At 66.7% G+C, this 17,225-nt stretch carries 17 protein-coding genes, 1 tRNA gene and 1 pseudogene; 9 read left to right on the top strand and 10 right to left on the bottom strand.

All coding sequences use genetic code 11. The features are described from left to right. Window positions 1–89: 89 nt before the first annotated feature. The 5 genes from tolB (at window position 90) to queC (ending at window position 4,435) form a co-directional block, all read left to right on the top strand. Window positions 90–1,409, top strand: a complete 1,320-nt coding sequence (gene tolB, locus A7X97_RS06035) for a Tol-Pal system beta propeller repeat protein TolB (protein ID WP_005418511.1) — start codon at window positions 90–92, stop codon at window positions 1,407–1,409. 64 nt (window positions 1,410–1,473) lie between these two features. Next, window positions 1,474–1,992, top strand: coding sequence for a peptidoglycan-associated lipoprotein Pal (pal, locus tag A7X97_RS06030; protein WP_005418510.1), 519 nt, complete (start codon window positions 1,474–1,476; stop codon window positions 1,990–1,992). Window positions 1,993–1,995: 3 nt separating this feature from the next. Continuing rightward, complete coding sequence (gene ybgF / locus A7X97_RS06025) at window positions 1,996–2,814, top strand: tol-pal system protein YbgF (protein WP_053499377.1); 819 nt, start codon at window positions 1,996–1,998, stop codon at window positions 2,812–2,814. A gap of 176 nt (window positions 2,815–2,990) precedes the next feature. After that, window positions 2,991–3,692, top strand: coding sequence for a 7-carboxy-7-deazaguanine synthase QueE (gene queE, locus A7X97_RS06020; RefSeq protein WP_072167671.1), 702 nt, complete (start codon window positions 2,991–2,993; stop codon window positions 3,690–3,692). 77 nt (window positions 3,693–3,769) lie between these two features. Continuing rightward, the gene (gene queC / locus A7X97_RS06015) at window positions 3,770–4,435 is read left to right on the top strand and encodes a 7-cyano-7-deazaguanine synthase QueC (RefSeq protein ID WP_061480332.1); all 666 of its coding nucleotides are present in this window, start codon (window positions 3,770–3,772) and stop codon (window positions 4,433–4,435) included. A gap of 90 nt (window positions 4,436–4,525) precedes the next feature. On the opposite strand, the gene A7X97_RS06010 is transcribed toward queC, so the two are convergent. Beyond that, on the bottom strand, window positions 4,526–5,479 hold the full coding sequence (locus A7X97_RS06010) for a DUF2268 domain-containing putative Zn-dependent protease (RefSeq protein ID WP_088497144.1): 954 nt from the start codon (window positions 5,477–5,479) through the stop codon (window positions 4,526–4,528). A 167-nt stretch (window positions 5,480–5,646) separates the two neighbouring features. On the opposite strand from A7X97_RS06010, the gene A7X97_RS06005 reads away from it, so the two are divergent. Continuing rightward, window positions 5,647–5,722: transfer RNA gene (locus A7X97_RS06005), tRNA-Lys, on the top strand. A gap of 73 nt (window positions 5,723–5,795) precedes the next feature. On the opposite strand, the gene A7X97_RS06000 is transcribed toward A7X97_RS06005, so the two are convergent. Both A7X97_RS06000 and A7X97_RS22050 read right to left on the bottom strand, forming a co-directional pair. Next, window positions 5,796–6,125: a hypothetical protein gene (locus A7X97_RS06000; protein WP_088497083.1), complete on the bottom strand. Its 330-nt coding sequence runs from the start codon at window positions 6,123–6,125 to the stop codon at window positions 5,796–5,798. Window positions 6,126–6,208: 83 nt separating this feature from the next. Beyond that, complete coding sequence (locus A7X97_RS22050; protein WP_227838078.1) at window positions 6,209–6,361, bottom strand: hypothetical protein; 153 nt, start codon at window positions 6,359–6,361, stop codon at window positions 6,209–6,211. Window positions 6,362–7,394: 1,033 nt separating this feature from the next. Between A7X97_RS22050 and A7X97_RS05990 the strand changes: the two genes are divergently transcribed. Beyond that, a complete protein-coding gene (locus A7X97_RS05990) occupies window positions 7,395–8,246 on the top strand; it encodes an alpha/beta hydrolase (protein WP_088497082.1) in 852 nt (283 codons plus the stop codon). An 82-nt stretch (window positions 8,247–8,328) separates the two neighbouring features. Next, window positions 8,329–9,267: an alpha/beta hydrolase gene (locus A7X97_RS05985; RefSeq protein ID WP_072167675.1), complete on the top strand. Its 939-nt coding sequence runs from the start codon at window positions 8,329–8,331 to the stop codon at window positions 9,265–9,267. Window positions 9,268–9,304: 37 nt separating this feature from the next. On the opposite strand, the gene A7X97_RS05980 is transcribed toward A7X97_RS05985, so the two are convergent. After that, entirely contained in the window at window positions 9,305–9,730 is a 426-nt protein-coding gene (locus A7X97_RS05980) for a response regulator (RefSeq protein WP_061480336.1), read from the bottom strand. 93 nt (window positions 9,731–9,823) lie between these two features. After that, a complete protein-coding gene (locus A7X97_RS05975) occupies window positions 9,824–10,591 on the bottom strand; it encodes a CPBP family glutamic-type intramembrane protease (protein WP_072167676.1) in 768 nt (255 codons plus the stop codon). Between the two features lie 150 nt (window positions 10,592–10,741). Here A7X97_RS05975 and A7X97_RS05970 point away from each other — a divergent pair, with 150 nt between their 5' ends. Then, entirely contained in the window at window positions 10,742–11,062 is a 321-nt protein-coding gene (locus A7X97_RS05970) for a TFIIB-type zinc ribbon-containing protein (RefSeq protein WP_088497081.1), read from the top strand. An 87-nt stretch (window positions 11,063–11,149) separates the two neighbouring features. Here A7X97_RS05970 and A7X97_RS05965 read toward each other — a convergent pair. From A7X97_RS05965 to recQ, 5 genes and pseudogenes are all read right to left on the bottom strand, one after another. Next, window positions 11,150–11,655: pseudogene (locus tag A7X97_RS05965) on the bottom strand (N-acetyltransferase family protein). 81 nt (window positions 11,656–11,736) lie between these two features. Then, the gene (locus A7X97_RS05960) at window positions 11,737–12,732 is read right to left on the bottom strand and encodes a copper resistance protein B (RefSeq protein WP_088497080.1); all 996 of its coding nucleotides are present in this window, start codon (window positions 12,730–12,732) and stop codon (window positions 11,737–11,739) included. Next, on the bottom strand, window positions 12,729–14,540 hold the full coding sequence (locus A7X97_RS05955; RefSeq protein WP_088497079.1) for a copper resistance system multicopper oxidase: 1,812 nt from the start codon (window positions 14,538–14,540) through the stop codon (window positions 12,729–12,731). Before A7X97_RS05955 ends, A7X97_RS05960 begins: the two co-directional genes overlap by 4 nt. Before the next feature lie 75 nt (window positions 14,541–14,615). Continuing rightward, window positions 14,616–14,999, bottom strand: coding sequence for a CopL family metal-binding regulatory protein (locus A7X97_RS05950; protein ID WP_088497078.1), 384 nt, complete (start codon window positions 14,997–14,999; stop codon window positions 14,616–14,618). 93 nt (window positions 15,000–15,092) lie between these two features. Continuing rightward, on the bottom strand, window positions 15,093–16,898 hold the full coding sequence (recQ, locus tag A7X97_RS05945) for a DNA helicase RecQ (protein WP_072167681.1): 1,806 nt from the start codon (window positions 16,896–16,898) through the stop codon (window positions 15,093–15,095). Window positions 16,899–17,225 lie beyond the last annotated feature (327 nt).

The raw sequence follows: 17,225 nt of genomic DNA, 5'->3' as shown, positions 1-17,225 counted from the left end.
GGAATTCACGTACCCTTGGTTCATGATTGCGAAGCGGTTCACTCCCGCTTTGTTATCCCTCGTTCCGGTTTCCCCTTATTGAGCGCTCCATGAAAAAGATGCCTCGCTGGCTTGCCGTGTTTGCGGCCCTGTTGCTGCCCTTTGCTGCTGTCGCGCAGCAGAAGGGGCTGGATATCGACATCATCGGCGGCAATGCCTCCGCGCTGCCGATCACCATCGTGCCGATGCCCTATCAGGGTTCGTCGGCCGCTCCGCAGACCGACGTCGCCGGCGTGGTCCGTGCCGATCTGGAGCGTTCGGGCCAGTTCCGCACGCTGCCGGAAGCGCAGATCGTCGAGAAGCCCGTGCGGGGGGGGGATATCCAGTTCGCGACCTGGCGCGCGCTGAAGCAGAACTACATCGTGGTCGGCCGCGTGCTTGATGCCGGTGCGGGTGCCTACCGCGTCGAGTACGAACTGTTCGACGTGCCCAAGGGCGAGCGCCTGCTGGGCCTGGCGATGACCGCCCGTGGCAACGCCATGCGCGACGTTGCCCACCAGATGGCCGACGCCATCTACGAAAAGATCACCGGTGTGCGCGGCGCCTTCTGGACCCGCATCGCCTACGTGACCGCCAGTGGCAAGGGCGACGCCATGCGCTACGCGCTGATGGTGGCCGATTCCGATGGCTTCAACCCGCAGACCATCGTGCGCTCGGCCGAGCCGCTGCTGTCGCCGTCGTGGAGTCCGGATGGCAGCAAGCTGGCCTACGTCAGCTTCGAGCGTGGCAATTCGGCCATCTACATCCAGAACATCGGCACTGGAGCGCGCGAGCTGGTCACCAGCTTCCGCGGCATCAACAGCGCCCCGGCGTTCTCGCCGGATGGCCGCAAGCTGGCCCTGACCCTGTCGCGCTCCGGTAACCCGGAAATCTACGTGATGGACCTGGGCAGCAAGCAGCTGACCCAGCTGACCAACCACTTCGCCATTGATACCGAGCCGACCTGGGCACCGGACGGCAGCGCGGTGTACTTCACCTCCGATCGCGGCGGCCGTCCGCAGGTCTACAAGGTCGGTGCCGGTGGCGGCAGCGCCGAGCGCGTCACCTTCCAGGGCAACTACAATGCCAAGCCCTCGGTGTCCTACGATGGCAAGAAGATCGCCGTCGCCCAGGGCTCGGGCAACAGCTACAAGATCGCGATGATGGACAGCTCGCTGGGGTCGCCCCGCTGGAGCACGCTGTCCCCGGGTTCGCTGGATGAATCTCCGAGCTTTGCGCCCAACGCAAGCATGGTGCTGTACGCCGCCCGCGAAGGTGGCCGTGGTGTGTTGTATGCCGTTTCGGCCGATGCGCGGGTTCGCCAGCGCCTGGTCCTGGCCGACGGTGATGTGCGCGAACCGGCATGGTCCCCATACCGTACCCAGCGCTAAAAGAGTGTTAATATTTTCGTTGTCTTGAACCCCTCATCGGCTTAGGAGCCACAAAGGTATCGCCATGAACAAGTCCACCCGCGTTCTGCTTGTTTCCCTGCTGTCTGTGGCCGTCCTGGCCGGTTGCTCGAAGAAGGTGAAGGAAGAGCCGGCAGCCCCGGTCGACACCGGCACCTCGACCACCACCCCGACCGGTCCGTCGACCTCCGGCCTGTACGGCCCGGGCGATCTGGACACCGACGCCTGCCTGCGCCAGCGCGTTGTCTACTTCGACCTGGACAAGGAAGACGTGAAGCCGGAATTCCAGGCCATCATGGCGTGCCACGCCAAGTACCTGCGTGACCGTCCGTCCTCGCGCATCACCCTGCAGGGCCACACCGACGAGCGCGGTTCGCGCGCGTACAACCAGGCCCTGGGTGAGCGTCGTGGCAACGGCGTCAGCTCGGCCCTGCAGGCCAACGGTGGTTCGGCTTCGCAGCTGACCGTCGTGTCCTACGGTGAAGAGCGTCCGGTCTGCACCGAGTCGAACGAGTCGTGCTGGTCGCAGAACCGTCGCGTCGAAATCGTCTACACCGCGCAGTAATCCATGCGCATTGGCATCAAACTGATGCTGGTCGTTGCGGCAGCCCTCGTGGCTGCCGCACCGGCGCACGCACAGCGACAGAGCCTGGCTGACCGTGTCGGCGCGCTCGAGCAGCAGATGTACAACAACAGTGCCAACCAGGACCTGTTGAACCAGATCAATCAGCTGCGGCAGCAGGTCACCAGCCTGCAGGCCTCGATCGAGCAGTTGCAGCATGACAACGCCCAGCTCAAGCAGTCCGCCCAGGACCAGTACCTGGATCTGGACAGCCGCCTGAACCGGTTGGAAGGGGGCAACGCCGCCCCGGCCCTGCCGCCCGTTCCGGCGAGCGCGCCGAAGGCCGCACCGGCCCCGGCAAAACCCGCAGCGGCGGCCACTTCCGAGCGGCCGCCTTCGGTCCATGGTGATGCTGGCAGCCTTGCCGCCACCGGCGATGAGCGCACCTCCTACAACGTTGCCTTCGATGCGTTGAAGGCCGGCAGGTACGACGATTCGGCGCAGCTGTTCCTGAGCTTCCTGGAGTTGTACCCGAACGGCGTGTACGCGCCGAACGCGCTGTACTGGCTGGGCGAGAGCTACTACGCCACCCGCAATTTCCCGATGGCCGAGACCCAGTTCCGAGAGCTGCTCTCGCGCTATCCGACCCACGACAAGGCCGCGGGCGGCCTGCTCAAGATCGGCCTCTCGCAGTACGGCGAGGGAAAGGTCGACCAGGCCCAGCAGACGCTGGAGACCGTCGTGGCGCAGTACCCCGGCTCGGACGCCGCGCGCACCGCGCAGGACCGTCTGCAGTCCATCCGCCTGGGCAGGCAGATCCGCTGATCCGCTGAGCGGGCGTACAATAGGTGCCCTGTAGAGCCGAGCCCACGCTCGGCTGCTTTCGTTTCCGGACCGGCAAACCCGTCCGGTTGCTGTTGTAGAGCCGAGCCATGCTCGGCTGTTTTCGTTACCGGCCACGGTAGCCCACCCGCCACGTGTCCCACCAAGAAGTACCCGCCATGACCGCCGTTACCCCGTCAAACGCCGTCGCCACCCCCAGCGACATCGTGCAGTCGCCGCTGCCGCGCCTGAAGATCACCGAGATCTTCACCTCGCTGCAAGGCGAGGCCGATACCGCCGGCTGGCCGACCGTGTTCGTGCGCCTGACCGGCTGCCCGCTGCGCTGCCAGTACTGCGACACCGCCTATGCCTTCCACGGCGGCACCTGGTGGGACATCGACGACATCGTGGCCGAGGTGCTGGCCCAGGGCGTCCGCCACGTCTGCGTGACCGGCGGCGAGCCGCTGGCGCAGAAGCGCTGCCTGGTGCTGCTGCAGAAGCTGTGCGATGCGGGCATGGATGTCTCGCTGGAAACCTCCGGCGCGCTGGATGTCAGTGCAGTGGACCCGCGCGTGTCGCGCGTGGTCGACATCAAGACGCCGGGCTCGGCCGAAGCCGTCCGCAATCGCCTGGAAAACCTGCCGCTGCTGACCGTCCGCGACCAGATCAAGTTCGTCATCTGCAACCGCGAGGACTACGACTGGGCCAAGGCCATGGTCGCCGAGCACGGCCTGGTGGAGCGTTGCACCGTGTTCTTCTCGCCGAGCAAGGGCGAGATCAGCGCGCGGCAGTTGGCCGACTGGATCGTCGAAGACCGGCTGCCGGTGCGCTTCCAGATGCAGTTGCATAAAATCCTGTGGAACGACGAGCCGGGCCGATGAGCCGGCGCAGCGTTCCCTGATGTAGCTCCGGCGCGGGACAGCGTGCTGGCTTTCCCCTCCCAACCGGAAGATTTCCCATGAAGAAGGCAGTCGTGCTTCTCTCCGGCGGCATGGATTCAGCCGCCGTCATCGCCATGGCCCAGGAACAGGGCTTTGCCGTGCATGCCCTGAGCGTGCGCTACGGCCAGCGCCACACCTCCGAACTGGATGCCGCCGCCCGCGTGGCCAAGGCCCAGGGCGTGGTCGCGCACAAGACCGTGGACGTGGACCTGCGCAGCATCGGTGGCTCGGCGCTGACCGATGACATCGACGTACCGGAGGCGGGCGGTGCCGGCATTCCGGTCACCTACGTGCCGGCGCGCAATACCATCATGCTGTCGCTGGCCCTGGGCTGGGCCGAAGTGCTCGGTGCCAATGACATCTTCTGCGGCGTCAACGCCGTCGACTACTCCGGCTACCCGGACTGCCGCCCCGAGTTCGTGGCCGCGTTCCAGGCGCTGGCCAACCTCGCCACCAAGTCGGGTGTGGAGGGCGCGGGCATCAAGGTGCACGCACCGCTGCAGTTCCTCAGCAAGGGCCAGATCGTCAGCGAAGGCGTGCGCCTGGGCGTGGACTTCGGCCTGACCGTGTCCTGCTACAACGCCGACGCCAACGGCGCTGCCTGTGGCCACTGCGACGCCTGCCGCCTGCGCGCGCAGGGTTTCGCCGAAGCCGGCGTGCCCGACCCCACGCGGTACGCCTGACCGCGCCTGGTAGAGCCGGCCGCTGGCCGGCTTCCCCGGTGGGGCAATCACTCCCTCGGTGGTGCCAACCGTTGGTCCGCACTCCTTGACCTAGCGGGCCTGCAACCATCCCGATGCCTCGATGAAGGCCCGCACCGCAGCCGGATCGGCATAGTCCAACTCAATCATCCGCGCGATACCGGCCTTCTCGTCGGCCTGCTGGCGCATGTACTCCTGCGCGATACGGTAGCCGGCGTAGTAGCCCAGGTCACTCACCCCGAACGGATTGCGCGCGCTGTTGTACAGCCAGTTGTCCAGGTTGTCCCCGTGCATCTCCGCACGGAAGCGCGCGCGGATTTCCGCTTCGTGCGCTGGCCCATAGGTGTACAGCGGCAACGCCGGGCGGCGCCCGCTGATGCGCTCTGCCACGTATTCGGCCACGCCTTCGCGTACCGCGTACTGGGCCAGGCTGCCGGTGGTCTCGCGCTGCTGGGTATGCACGTATTCGTGCAGGTTGTTCTGCGCGTTGTTCGCACCGGGGCGGCTGTCGTAGAAGATCCGCAGGCGGCTGCGCATCGGCTCGGGCAGCTCGCTCACGTCCACGCGCTCATCGCCGAGCGCCATCTCCGCGCCGATCAATACCTTGTTGCCCAGCGTGGTGCCGCCTGTGCGCAGCACGCCCACTGCATAGGTGATGGTGGCTGGACGCAGTGCCGGGTAGAGCGCCCGGAACGCAGTCAGGTCGCGCTCCAGCGTGGCGCTGGCGAGCTGTGCGTTGGCGGTGAGCGGCCGCACCGACGTCCAGAAGCGCGGCCACGCCCACATGGCCACGGCGTATTCGCGGGCAGTGTAGTGGCGCACCTGCATCAGCGCATGCAGCCCGGGGCTGCCGGGATCGATGTAGCGTTGCTGGACCAGCGCCACCCGGCGTTCGCCATCGGGTTCGGCGCGCACCGCATCATAGGTGGCCCAGAAGCGGGCGATGTCGTCAGTGACGACCTGGGATGGGGCGGCCAGGGCTGCGCAGGGCAGCAGGGCGGCAAGCAGGCTGGCGATCAGGCGCATCCATGGCTCCGGGAAAGGATCACAGATGGGATGCGACAATGGCCCGAAAGGTTTAAGCCGCTGGTAGTGCCGGCCGCTGGCCGGCATCCTCGACACACCGGGGTTTCACGCGACCGGCCAAAGTAGGGTAGAATGCCCACCCCGCCGAAAGGCTGGGGCAGTGCAATGGGCCGTTAGCTCAGTCGGTAGAGCAGAAGACTTTTAATCTTTTGGTCGAAGGTTCGAATCCTTCACGGCCCACCATTGCGGTCAATGACCCAAGTCATTCAAAAAGGCACCGCTCAGCGGTGCCTTTTTGTTGTTGCTCGCAAAATGCCTATTTCGCCTTGGCGCCGCGCGCCAGCGCCGCCTCGCGTTCCGCCGCCACCTGCGTGGCAACGGCTGCAGCATTGGCGGCGGCATTCGCAGCCCGCTCCGCCGCAGCACGATCCGCATCGAACCGCGCCTGCCGCTGGGCGCTGTAGGCGCGTTCCAGTTCCAGCGAGGCAAGGAAACTGTCTGGATGCTTCGCCGCACACGCCCGCTGTACCAGTTGCACAGCATGATCGGACAGCCCGGGCTGGATATTGCCCAGCAGGCAATCGGCATACGGTACGGACGCAGCGGGGCCAGCAGCCAGCGCGGCAACGATCACGACATTCAACACGCAAACCTCCTTGTAGGTTTCGATGGGACCCGGTACCGGCCGGTCCGGCCCCAGTATGGCCCGGTTTGCAGTACAGGGTGAGGCTACTCCGGCCGCACGTCCCGGCACACCAGCTCGGCCAGACTGCGGCAGGCAAAGAACAGCCCTTCAACCACGCCGGCATCCAGATGCCGGTCCGGCGTGGCCATTGCTCGGCAGCGGTCGGCGGCGTGCAGCATTTCCGCCACGGTCAGCATGCCAATGGCGGCTCGTTCCACCCGCGACAGGGCAACCCCGCGCCCTGCAGATAGGCTGGTTTCAGGCCAGGGCAGGCCATCGGCGCCTTCGCCCGCGCGGATGCGTTTGAGGCAGCCAGAAACGTGCTCAGTTCGGGCGCAGGGTTGTCGTCGTCATCGTGGGTGCTGGCGGCGTATGAAGCATAGGGCGGACGGTCGGTCATCTCGGCTTCCTCAGCTCTGGAGTGGGCGTGCCACCGCGCAGGGCGGGTGGCAGGCGATGCGTGGCTGCAAGCCGGAATGACATCACGTAGTAACCGGCGGGTCCGAAGACCCCCACGCACCGCCCGCCATGAAGGCCGACGGATCACCCGCCGGCACGGTCCAAAGACGGTGTCGGCGGGTGAGCGCAAACAACAGCGTGAATGTCATTACGGGCTTGCAGGCCCGCTGCCACCCGTTGTCGGTGGCGCAGTATGGTGTTTACGCCTGCGCCTGGAGCTCAATGAGGATTTTCCGAAGAACGATGCGGAATCCAGGCGCGCGACGATGGTGGCGCAGGCCGCGCCGACGCAGCAAGCGACAGGGCGCGACGCATGTGCTCATGCGCTCGGTCGGTCGCGTTGGACAATGTCGGTAACTGCCGCTGACGGCACGTTTGCCGTGGTGGGGAACGTGGAAAGTGCGCGCCACGTTTGCCAGCCGTGGTGGTACGGAACAGCGGGTCACGCACTCAAAAATCGGTGCATCTGCGACGTCCAAGGTGTTGTAGAGCCGAGCCATGCTCGGCTGCGGTTTGCGCGGTGGGCTGAGCCGAGCGTGGGCTCGGCTCTACAGTGATCCGTCCCATCCGCGACGGTTGAACTGTTGTAGAGCCGAGCCATGCTCGGCTGCGATTCGCATGGGAAACCGAGCCGTACCCGGTTGCGCGCGGGGAGGTCATCCCCCGCATGGCATGGATCTATGCATCTGGCAGGGATGCTGAGCGTGCAGAAGCCGCCAATGCCTGCCGCTGGGCGCTATGCTCGGCCTCTTTCCCAGGACGGGTCACCCCATGCGCTTGATCATGCTGTCGCTGTTGTTGTCCGCCATCTCCGTCGCGCCGTTGATGGCCGCCGAACCGGCGCCGTCCGCACAATCAGCGGCCGCAACCTCGCTGGTGATCGGCGAAACCTTCACCATCGAATCGAAGGCGCTGGGTGAAACCCGCCGCATCAATGTCTACCGCCCGCAGCCCTGGGGCCTGGACCCGAAGGCGCCGCTGCCGGTGATCTACATGCCCGACGGCGGCATCGGTGAGGACTTCCTGCACGTGGCAGGACTGGTGCAGGTGCTGAGCGGCAATGGCAGCATGCGCCCGTTCCTGCTGGTCGGCATCGAGAACACCGAGCGCCGTCGCGACATGACCGGCCCCAGCAGCGATCCGCAGGACCAGAAGATCGCGCCGCGCGTTGGGGGTTCCGCGGCCTACCGCACGTTTCTGCGCGATGAACTGATGCCGCAGGTACGCCAGCGCTACCCGACCACCGACGAGCGCGCGCTGATCGGTGAGTCGCTGGCCGGCCTGTTCGTGGTTGAGACGCTGCTGCAGGAACCGGCGCTGTTCAACAGCTACATCGCGCTGGATCCCAGCCTGTGGTGGAACCGCGGCGCGATGCTGGCCGGAGCGGCCAGGCAGTTGCCTGCGGTGACGCGTGCGCAGCCGCACGTGTTCCTGGCCAGCAGCGGGCAGCCGGAGCTGGCCGCCTCTGCCGCACGACTGGCCGCATTGCTGCAGCACGCCTCGCCGTCGCCGCTGGTGAAGTACCTGCCGCTGCCGGAGGAAACCCACGCGACCCTCTATCACCCGGCCGCAATGCAGGCGCTGCGCACGCTGTTCCCGGCACCACCGCCGGCCTCGCCCTGACCGCACTGGCACCGGGCTGCACGCCATGCAGGGATGCGGCAGCGGTGCCATGCGGTGCGCCGCCCGCAATGGGAGAGTGTGGATGCAGCGTGTGCGTGGATGGAGTATGGCGGCCTGCCTGGCCATGAGTAGCTGTGCGATGTCGGTGGCGCCACCGGCAACGCAGAATGAAGCGAAAGAAAGCGCGGCCACCGCTGTGCCGGGCGTGGTGCTGCCGGATACCGAAGCGCTGCGCGTGCACGATCCGGTGGGCCGCGATTATCCGATCTGGGTAGCACTGCCGGCTGACTACGCGGCGCATCCAGAGAAGCGCTATCCGGTGCTGTATGTGACCGATGCGCTGTACACCTTCCCGCTGGTGCGCAGCGTGCGCAACATGGTGGGGCAGAAGGGCGTGAACCTCGAGGATTTCATCCTGGTCGGGCTGCCGCCGCAGGAAGGCCTGACGTCCAAGCAGAGCCGCTCGCGCGATTACACGCCCAGCGATCCGGCGCGCACCGATCCGCGTGACTACAGCGACGACGTCAGCTACGGCGGCGCGGCGCACTACCGTGATTTCCTCGCTGAGCAGGTGCTGCCGATGATCGATGCGCGCTACCGCACTGATCCGGCGCGGCGCGCCTATGCCGGTCATTCCTATGGTGGCTTGTTCGGTGCCTACGTGCTGACCACGCGCCCAGACATGTTCCGCACCTACATCCTGTCAAGCCCGTCGCTGTGGTTCGACAACCATCGGGTGCCGCGCATGCAGGCCGAGGCCAAGGCGCCCACGCAGCCGACCACGGTGGTGCTGTCGATCGGCAGCTTCGAAACGGTGAAGCCGGAGCCGCGCTATTTCACCCGCAACGACATGCTGCGCCACAACGCCGAATTCGCCGAGCAGCTGCGCGCCAACGGGCGCTCGTTGACGGTGGACAACATGGTGATCGATGACCAGGATCACTTCACCGTGTATCCGGACATGATCACCCGCGCGCTGCTGAAGGTGTTCCCGGGTACCGGACCGTACAGCAGCGGTTGATTGCAGGTTCAATCCACGCCATGCGTGAATGATTGCCTCAGGCCGCGCTGGCCTGCGGCGGCGGCATCAACGTGGCATCCGCTGCATGGCGGAAGCACAGGCGGATGGCATCGAGCAGCTCGCTCATGCTGTACGGCTTGGGCAGGAAGTGGATGCCGGCGCGCAGCTGCGGCAGCACATGATGCTGGTCCATGCCGGAGGTGACCAGGATCGGCAGCTGCGGCAGATGCTCGCGCACGCGGTTGGCGGTTTCGATGCCGCTGATCCCGCCCAGGCAGACGTCGGTGAACAGCAGGTCGAACGGCTCGCCGGCGTTGAGCAGGCCCAGCGCGGCCTCGGCACTGCTGACAGCGGTGACCTGGCAGGCCTGGCTTTCCAGGGCGAGGCGGCTGAGTTCCTGGGTTTCCTCGGCGTCCTCGATCAGCAGGACGCGCGGTTCCACAAAGCGCTTGGACAGCAACATGACGCGGCAACTCCGGACAACAGGGGAGCAGAAGGCGCGCAAGTATGCGCAAGCCGGGGGTGATCCCGGCGTGCACGCCAGGCTAAGTGAGCGTTACAGCCGATGCTGCTGCCGGCGGCGTACCTGCCAGGCCAGCACCGCCACCGCCAGCAGCGCGGTGCCGATACGCAGGCTGGTGGCCTGCCAGCCCAGCGCGACGGCGTCATCGAGGCTGAACGCGTTCCACGCCATGTTCATCGATACATGCAGCACCAGGCCGCACCACAGGGTGTCGCCGTCCAGATGGTCGAGCCAAGCGAAGATGAAGCCGCCCAGTGCGATGACCGCGCCGACGAACAGGGCAGTGCCGCCGCCGTCGAAGCCGCCGAAGCCCAGCCAGTGCACCCAACCGAACAGCAGCGCCTGCGGCAGCGCAAGCAGGGACCACGGGCCACGCATGAGCTTCACCAGCAACACGAAGCCGAGGCCGCGGAACAGCACTTCCTCGGCCAGTGGGAACAGCACGGCGAGCATCGTTGCATCCAGGGTGGTCAGTGCGGTGTTGGGCGTGCCCAGCAGCGCCAGGCCCAGCCAGCAGGGCAGGCTGGCCAGCAGCACCCACATCGGGCCGCGCCAGCCGTTGCCGCGCAGCCCCAGGCTGGCCATCAGGCCTACCCCATGGGGGCGCAGCAGTGCGGCCAGCAGCAGTGCCAGCAGCACGGCCAGTGCGTTGTCCAGCAGGCTGCCGCCGTAGGGCATGGGCAAGGCGGGAATCGGCGCGCCTGCGGCCGCAGCGACATCGCGCAGATTGAGGCCCAGGCCGACGCCGAGGAGCACCAGCAGCAGGCGCGCCGCGTTGGGCAGGCGGGACAGGACGGTCATGCACGCACTCCCTGCGGAACCAGCGTGCAGTGTGGAAGGCGGCCGGGGAGGCTGGCACGCGCCGGAAGTCCCTGTGCCATCGGTCATGTGTTGCCGCACAGTCATCCGTGGGCAGGTAGAGTCGTTGCCAGACCTTCAGGAGCCATGCCCATGCTGTGCCCCGTGTGCAAGACCCAGACCCTGCAGATGGCCGAGCGCCATGGCATCGAGATCGATTACTGCCCCGGTTGCCGTGGCGTGTGGCTGGACCGTGGCGAGCTGGACAAGATCATCGAACATGCCGGCGCCGGTGCTGCGGTGCCGCCGCCCGCCCCTGTGCAGGCACAGCCGGCCGCTGCGCCGCCGCCGGTGATGCATCGCGATACCCGCCACCTGGGCCAGCGCTACGAGGACAACCGGGGCCAGCAGTACGGCCATGGGTACAAGAAAAAGAAGAAGGACAGCTTCCTGTCGGAGTTGTTCGACTTCTAGGTGCTTCGCTTTTGTAGAGTCGAGCCATGCTCGACTGGCTATTGCCAAAGCAGTCGAGCACGGCTCGACTCTACATGTGCAGCATGGTCACAGCCGGCGCAGGATGAACTCGCGGTCGCGCGTATCCCCGACGACGAAGTCGTACTCGCCGACCTTGCTGCAGCCGTAGCGCGCGTAGAAGCGCTGCGCGCCGAAGTTCTCCTCCCAGACGCCCACCCACAGGGTGCGGCGCTGCGGCTGGTCCAGCCAGGCCATGAACGCGTCCATCAGGCGCGCGCCGTGGCCGCCGTTCTGGTAGTCGGCCAGGATGTAGAAGCGCTTCAGTTCGATGTCGCCTTCGCAGGCATCGGCATGCGGCAGGGTGTTGGCACCAGCAGCCAGGTAGCCGACCACGTTGTTGCCGTCCATCAGCAGCCAGATCGCGCTGCGCGGGTCGGACAGTTCGGTGCGCTGCGGTTCGCTGCTGTAGTGCGGAAATCCTGCAGCTCCTGCGCCGGATACGAGTCGCCCCAGGTTTCGTTGTAGGTGGTGATGGCGATGGCCGACAGCGCGTCGACATCGGCAAGGGTGGCGCGGCGGATCTGCAGCGACATGGCGGAGCCTGCATTGGAACGTGGCGCAGTGTAGCCGGCCCCGGCGTTTGCCGGGGCTGGCGGTTGCTCACACCCCGCTGATCAGAACCACATGCGAACGCCGGCCACCCAACGCGTGTCGCGCGCGTGGTCACCGGCGTAGTCGGCGGTGTCGCCAAACGTGCGCTCGTGGCTGATGCCGATGTACGGCGCGAAACGGCGGCTGAACTCATAACGCAGGCGCAGCCCGGCTTCGACCTTGTTCAGTCCGCGACCAATGCCGTACTCCGGTTCATCCTTGGCTGCGATGGTGGCTTCCAGCAGCGGCTGCAGGATCAGGCGGTTGGTCAGCAGCACGTCGTACTCGACCTCGGCCTTGGCCAGCACCTGGCCGCCGGAACCCATGTACAGCGTTGCCGAGCTCTCGAACTTGTACGGTGCAAGGCCCTGGATGCCGATGGCCGCCCAGGTGCGCGAGTCGGCCGGCTGGAAGTCCTGGCGCACGCCGACCAGCACGTCCCACCACGGCGATACGCTGCGACCATACAGTGCTTCCAGTGACGACGATTCCGTGCGGCCGCGGCTGCGTTCGCCATCGGTGCGCAACCACAGGCGGTTGATGTTGCCACCGATCCAGCCGGTGGCCTCCCAGGCCTGGCCGGTGCTGTTCTTGCCGTCCCAGTGTTCGAGGCGATCGATCAGCAGCAGGCTGTTGATCTGCGGTGCATGCTCCATCGCATCGTGCGCGATCGGTGGGAATGCGGCAGCGCGGTCGGCATCGGTGGGAACCGGGATCGGCTCGCGCGGTTCGATCGGTGCGGGCGTGCCGTGACCCATCCCCTCGTGGTCCATCTGTGAATGGTCCATCTTCGAGTGGTCCATCGTGGAGTGGTCCATGCCGGCGTGATCCGCCGCGCCCATGTCCATCTTCGAATGATCCATCTTCGAATGATCGACCGGTTCGGCCGGCGCGTTGGCGGTCTTTGCGGGCGGATCTATCGCGTCCATGTCATGGCCAGCATGCGACTGCGCGAATACCGGCCATGCCGCGGCCAGGCCCAGGGCCAGTAGGCTGGGGGAAAGCAGTGAGTGGCTCATTCTTCGATCCTCACTTCGCGCATCATGCCCGCTTCCATGTGGTAGAGCAGATGGCAGTGGTAGGCCCAGCGACCGAGCGCATCGGCACGCACGCGGTAACTGCGGCGGGTGCCGGGTGGCATGTCGATGGTGTGCTTGCGCAGCTGGAATTCGCCCTGCGCGTTTTCCAGATCACTCCACACGCCGTGCAGGTGGATCGGGTGCTGCATCATGGTGTCGTTGACCAATACGATGCGCATGCGCTCGCCGTAGTTCAGCCGCAGCGGCTCGGCGCTGGCGAACGGAATGCCATCGAATGACCAGGAGAACTTCTCCATATGGCCGGTCAGGTGCAGCTCGATCTCGCGGCTCGGCTCGCGGCCATCGGGGTCCTCGAACAGGCTGCGCATCGCGCCGTAGGTGAGTACCTGGCGACCGTTGTCGCGCAGGCCGATACCGGGATCGTCCAGCTTCGGTTCGGTGGCCGAGCTCTGCATGTCCACCAGCGGGTTGTTGCGTTCGCTGGCCGGGTGCTTCGGTGCCTTGCTGGCGGCATCGCTACCGCCGTGCGCACCGTGGCCCATGCTGGCGCCGCAGCCGCCTTCCATGCCCTTCATCGCGGCCATGTCATGGCCACCATGGCCACCACTACCCATGTTGTGCCCCATGTCGCTCATCGTCAGCAACGGGCGTGGGTCGCGCGCGGGAATCGGTGCCTGCAGGCCATGGCGGACTGCCAGCGTTCCGGCGGCAAAGCCGGTACGGCCCATGTCCTGGCAGAAGATGGTGAACGCGTCCTGCCCGGTCGGTTCCACCAGCACGTCGTAGGTTTCGGCCGGCGCGATGCGGAACTCGTCGATGCTGACCGGATGGATGTACTGGCCGTCGGCGGCGACCACGGTCATCTTCAGGCCGGGAATGCGCACGTCGAAGTAGGTCATCGAGGCGCCGTTGATGAAGCGCAGCAGTACTTTCTCGCCGCTGCGGAACAGCCCGGTCCAGTTGCCGGCCGGCGCGGTGCCATTCATCAGGTAGGTGTAGGTGTGCGCATTGATGTCGGAGATGTCGGTGGGCGTCATCCGCATCCGCCCCCACATGCCACGGTCGGACAACGCGGCCGACCAACCGTCGCGCTTCACGTCACGCAGGAAGTCGGGCAGGGTGCGCTTGTAGTAGTTGTCATGCTCGGCGAGCTTCTTCATGCGCCGGAACAGCGCGCCGGGGTCCATGTCGGTCCAGTCGGACAGCAGGATCACGTGCTCGCGGTCGTGCTGGTAGGGCGCCGGCTCGGCCGGGTCGATGATCAGCGCGCCGTACAGGCCGGCCTGCTCCTGGAACATCGAGTGGCTGTGGTACCAGTAGGTACCCGACTGCTTCAGTTCGAAGTGGTAGTGGTAGGTCTCACCGGGGCCGATGCCATTGAAGCTCAGGCCGGGCACGCCGTCCATGTTGGCCGGCAGCAGGATGCCGTGCCAATGGATCGAGGTCGGGTGGCGGTCCAGCGTGTTGCGCACGAACAGGTCCACGGTCTGGCCTTCGCGCCAGCGCAGGATGGGTGCCGGCAGCGATCCATTGACGGTGATCGCCGGACGGGTGCGGCCAGTGAAGTTGGCCAGCGATTCGCCGATGGCCAGTTCGATGCGGGTGTCGCTGAGCACGGCGGGGGCGCCGGCCAGGCGTGGGGCGGCAGTGGCGGCGGCGAGCGCGCGCTGCGGCACGCCGACAGCGGCGATGCCGGCAACCACGCCACCGGCGGCCAGGCCCTGCACGAACAGGCGGCGCGACGGCATGGGCACAGCGCCCGGACCGCGGGGGATGCGGGTATTCATGGTGGTGACTCCAGACACGTAAAGACGCCGGCAGGCGGCGGGCTGCGGTGCGCAGGGCGCACGGTGCGTGTGGAATCAGCCGATGGGAGGGCGTGAGATCGGCGGCAGCGGCGGCGCCGGCCGGCCGGTGGCCGGCATCGGCTGCGGGGCCAGCGACAGTGCCGGCCCGGCAATGAACGGCAACGGCTGCACCACCAGCAGCGGGTGCTGGGCGCAGCTGCGCACGCAGTCCTTGATCTGGCAGTGGGCGTCGTGGGCCGGGGCCTTGGCCTGCGGGGCCGGGTTGGCCTGCGTGTCGGCGTGGTGGTGGCAGTCGGCAGTGCCGCCATCAACAGCAGCGGCTGCGGCGTGGGCCATCCGCCCCATTTCTTCGTGACCACGGGCCATGGCCGCGTTCAGCCCGTTGAGCAACAGGCTGAGCATGAGCACGACGCGGAGCAGGGTCGAGGCCAGGGACATGGCGCTAATTTAGCCGCAAGCGGGTGCGGATGCACTTCCGGCTGAATGGCCGGTTCAAGGTTGGAGCCGCACCAATGTAGAGCCGAGCCCGGCTTACCCCTCTTCGCGCACGATCTCGACCAGGCGCGGGCCATAGCGGCTCAGCTTGGTACCGCCGATGCCGCCGACCCGGGCCAGTTCATCCAGGCTGGTCGGGCGCCGCTCGGCGATGTTGCGCAGCGTGCTGTCGTGGAAGATCACGAACGCCGGTACGTTCTGTTCCCGGGCCAGTTCGGCGCGCAGGCCGCGCAGCGCGTTGAACAGGGCCAGGTCCTGCGGCAGTACCGACAGGCCGGTGCGCTGCGCGCTGCGCTCGCGTCCGCTGCTGCTGCTGGCCGGGTCGCGGCGCATGCTGATCTGGCGGCGGCCGGTCAACACGTCGCGGCTGGCATCGGTCAGGCGCAGGCCACCGTGACCCTCGCTGTCCACTTCCAGCAGGCTGGCCGCGACCAGCTGGCGGAACACGCTGCGCCAGGTGCGTGCATCGAGGTCGCGGCCGATGGCATAAGTGCTCAGCTTGTCGTGGCCCTGCTGCCTCACCTTCTCGTTCTCGCTGCCGCGCAGGATGTCGATCAGGTGGCCGACACCGAAGCGCTGGCCGCTGCGGTAGACGCAGCTCAGCGCCTTCTGTGCCGGTATGGTCGCGTCCCACGAGGCCGGTGGCGTCAGGCAGTTGTCGCAGTTGCCGCACGGCTGGGGGTAGGTCTCGCCGAAGCCGGCCAGCAGCACCTGGCGGCGGCACTGCATCGATTCGCAGTAGCCCAGCAGATGGTCGAGCTTGGCCCGCTCCAGCTGCTTGCGCTCTTCGCCCGCCTCGGACTGCTCGATCATCTGCTTGAGCAGTACCACATCACCCAGGCCGTAGCACAGCCAGGCCTCGGCGGCTTCGCCATCGCGGCCTGCGCGTCCGGTTTCCTGGTAGTAGCCCTCCATCGACTTGGGCAGGTCGGTATGCGCGACGAAGCGCACGTCCGGCTTGTCGATGCCCATGCCGAAGGCGATGGTGGCACACATCACGATGCCGTCCTCGCGCAGGAAGCGGCGCTGGTTGCCGGCGCGCACTTCCGGCGGCAGGCCGGCGTGGTAAGGCAGAGCGTTGAAGCCCTGGCCGCAGAGGAATTCAGCGGTCTCCTCGACCTTGCGCCGCGACATGCAGTAGACGATGCCGGCCTCGCCACGGTGGCCGCGCAGGAAGTCGGTCAGCTGCTTGCGGGCGTTGTCCTTCTGCACCACGGTGTAGCGGATGTTGGGGCGGTCGAAGGAACTGACAAAATGGCGCGCTTCCTGCAGATCGAGGCGCTCGGCGATCTCGCGCTGGGTCGGCGGATCGGCGGTGGCGGTCAGCGCGATCCGCGGGATCTGCGGCCAACGCTCGTGCAGCACGGTCAACTGGCGATATTCGGGGCGGAAGTCATGGCCCCACTGCGACACGCAGTGTGCTTCGTCGATGGCGAACAGGGCGATCTGGCTGCGCGACAGCAGCGACAGGAAACGCCCGGTAAGCAGCCGCTCAGGGGCGACATACAGCATGTCCAGTTCGCCGGCGAGCAGCTCGCGCTCGACGCGGCCGGCGGTCTCGGCATCCAGGGTTGAATTCAGGTACTCGGCGCGCACGCCGAGCTGGCGCAGGGCTTCGACCTGGTCCTGCATCAGTGCGATTAGCGGCGAGATGACGATGCCGCAACCGTCACGCAGCAGGGCCGGGACCTGGTAGCACAGCGATTTGCCGCCGCCGGTGGGCATCAGCACCAGGGCGTCGTGACCGGCAGCCACATGCTCCACGATGTCCTGCTGCGGACCACGGAAATCGTCGTAACCAAAGACGCGTTGGAGCAGGTCGTGCGCGGGACGGGAAGCCATCGCGCTAGTTTACCCCGGCGGGGGAGTCGGCAGGGCTGCGCCCTGGGAACGGGCCATCGCATGCGCGCTGCCGCTCCCACGCTTCGCTCCGCGAAACGCGGGCCCCACTTACCAGCTCCCAGACCCCCGCCGCTTCGCGTCCGCCCCCTGACTCAGGGGGCTCTCCCCCGGACTTGGCCCGGTGGGCGGTAGATCCACGCCATGCGTGGATGAAATCTGTCAGATATCGACAAACAAAATGGGGTCAGACACGTTTTCCTGCGGAAAACGGATCTGACCCCAAGTAATGCCCTGGCAGATCGCGGAAAACTGTCGAAGGCGGGGTGG

The sequence above is a fragment of the Stenotrophomonas sepilia genome (genome assembly GCF_003244875.1).
Classification (GTDB): domain Bacteria; phylum Pseudomonadota; class Gammaproteobacteria; order Xanthomonadales; family Xanthomonadaceae; genus Stenotrophomonas; species Stenotrophomonas sepilia.
Note: the sequence above shows the minus strand (reverse complement) of the source record. Positions and strands in the feature narration are given on the sequence as shown.

Excerpts from the sequence above, each read along its gene's own strand:
- tolB (WP_005418511.1), top strand. The coding sequence starts at position 90 with ATGAAAAAGATGCCTCGCTGGCTTGCCGTGTTTGCGGCCCTGTTGCTG.
- pal (WP_005418510.1), top strand. The coding sequence starts at position 1,474 with ATGAACAAGTCCACCCGCGTTCTGCTTGTTTCCCTGCTGTCTGTGGCC.
- ybgF (WP_053499377.1), top strand. The coding sequence starts at position 1,996 with ATGCGCATTGGCATCAAACTGATGCTGGTCGTTGCGGCAGCCCTCGTG.
- queE (WP_072167671.1), top strand. The coding sequence starts at position 2,991 with ATGACCGCCGTTACCCCGTCAAACGCCGTCGCCACCCCCAGCGACATC.
- queC (WP_061480332.1), top strand. The coding sequence starts at position 3,770 with ATGAAGAAGGCAGTCGTGCTTCTCTCCGGCGGCATGGATTCAGCCGCC.
- A7X97_RS06010 (WP_088497144.1), bottom strand. The coding sequence starts at position 5,479 with ATGCGCCTGATCGCCAGCCTGCTTGCCGCCCTGCTGCCCTGCGCAGCC.
- A7X97_RS22050 (WP_227838078.1), bottom strand. The coding sequence starts at position 6,361 with ATGCTGACCGTGGCGGAAATGCTGCACGCCGCCGACCGCTGCCGAGCA.
- A7X97_RS05990 (WP_088497082.1), top strand. The coding sequence starts at position 7,395 with ATGCGCTTGATCATGCTGTCGCTGTTGTTGTCCGCCATCTCCGTCGCG.
- A7X97_RS05985 (WP_072167675.1), top strand. The coding sequence starts at position 8,329 with ATGCAGCGTGTGCGTGGATGGAGTATGGCGGCCTGCCTGGCCATGAGT.
- A7X97_RS05980 (WP_061480336.1), bottom strand. The coding sequence starts at position 9,730 with ATGTTGCTGTCCAAGCGCTTTGTGGAACCGCGCGTCCTGCTGATCGAG.
- A7X97_RS05975 (WP_072167676.1), bottom strand. The coding sequence starts at position 10,591 with ATGACCGTCCTGTCCCGCCTGCCCAACGCGGCGCGCCTGCTGCTGGTG.
- A7X97_RS05970 (WP_088497081.1), top strand. The coding sequence starts at position 10,742 with ATGCTGTGCCCCGTGTGCAAGACCCAGACCCTGCAGATGGCCGAGCGC.
- A7X97_RS05960 (WP_088497080.1), bottom strand. The coding sequence starts at position 12,732 with ATGAGCCACTCACTGCTTTCCCCCAGCCTACTGGCCCTGGGCCTGGCC.
- A7X97_RS05955 (WP_088497079.1), bottom strand. The coding sequence starts at position 14,540 with ATGAATACCCGCATCCCCCGCGGTCCGGGCGCTGTGCCCATGCCGTCG.
- A7X97_RS05950 (WP_088497078.1), bottom strand. The coding sequence starts at position 14,999 with ATGTCCCTGGCCTCGACCCTGCTCCGCGTCGTGCTCATGCTCAGCCTG.
- recQ (WP_072167681.1), bottom strand. The coding sequence starts at position 16,898 with ATGGCTTCCCGTCCCGCGCACGACCTGCTCCAACGCGTCTTTGGTTAC.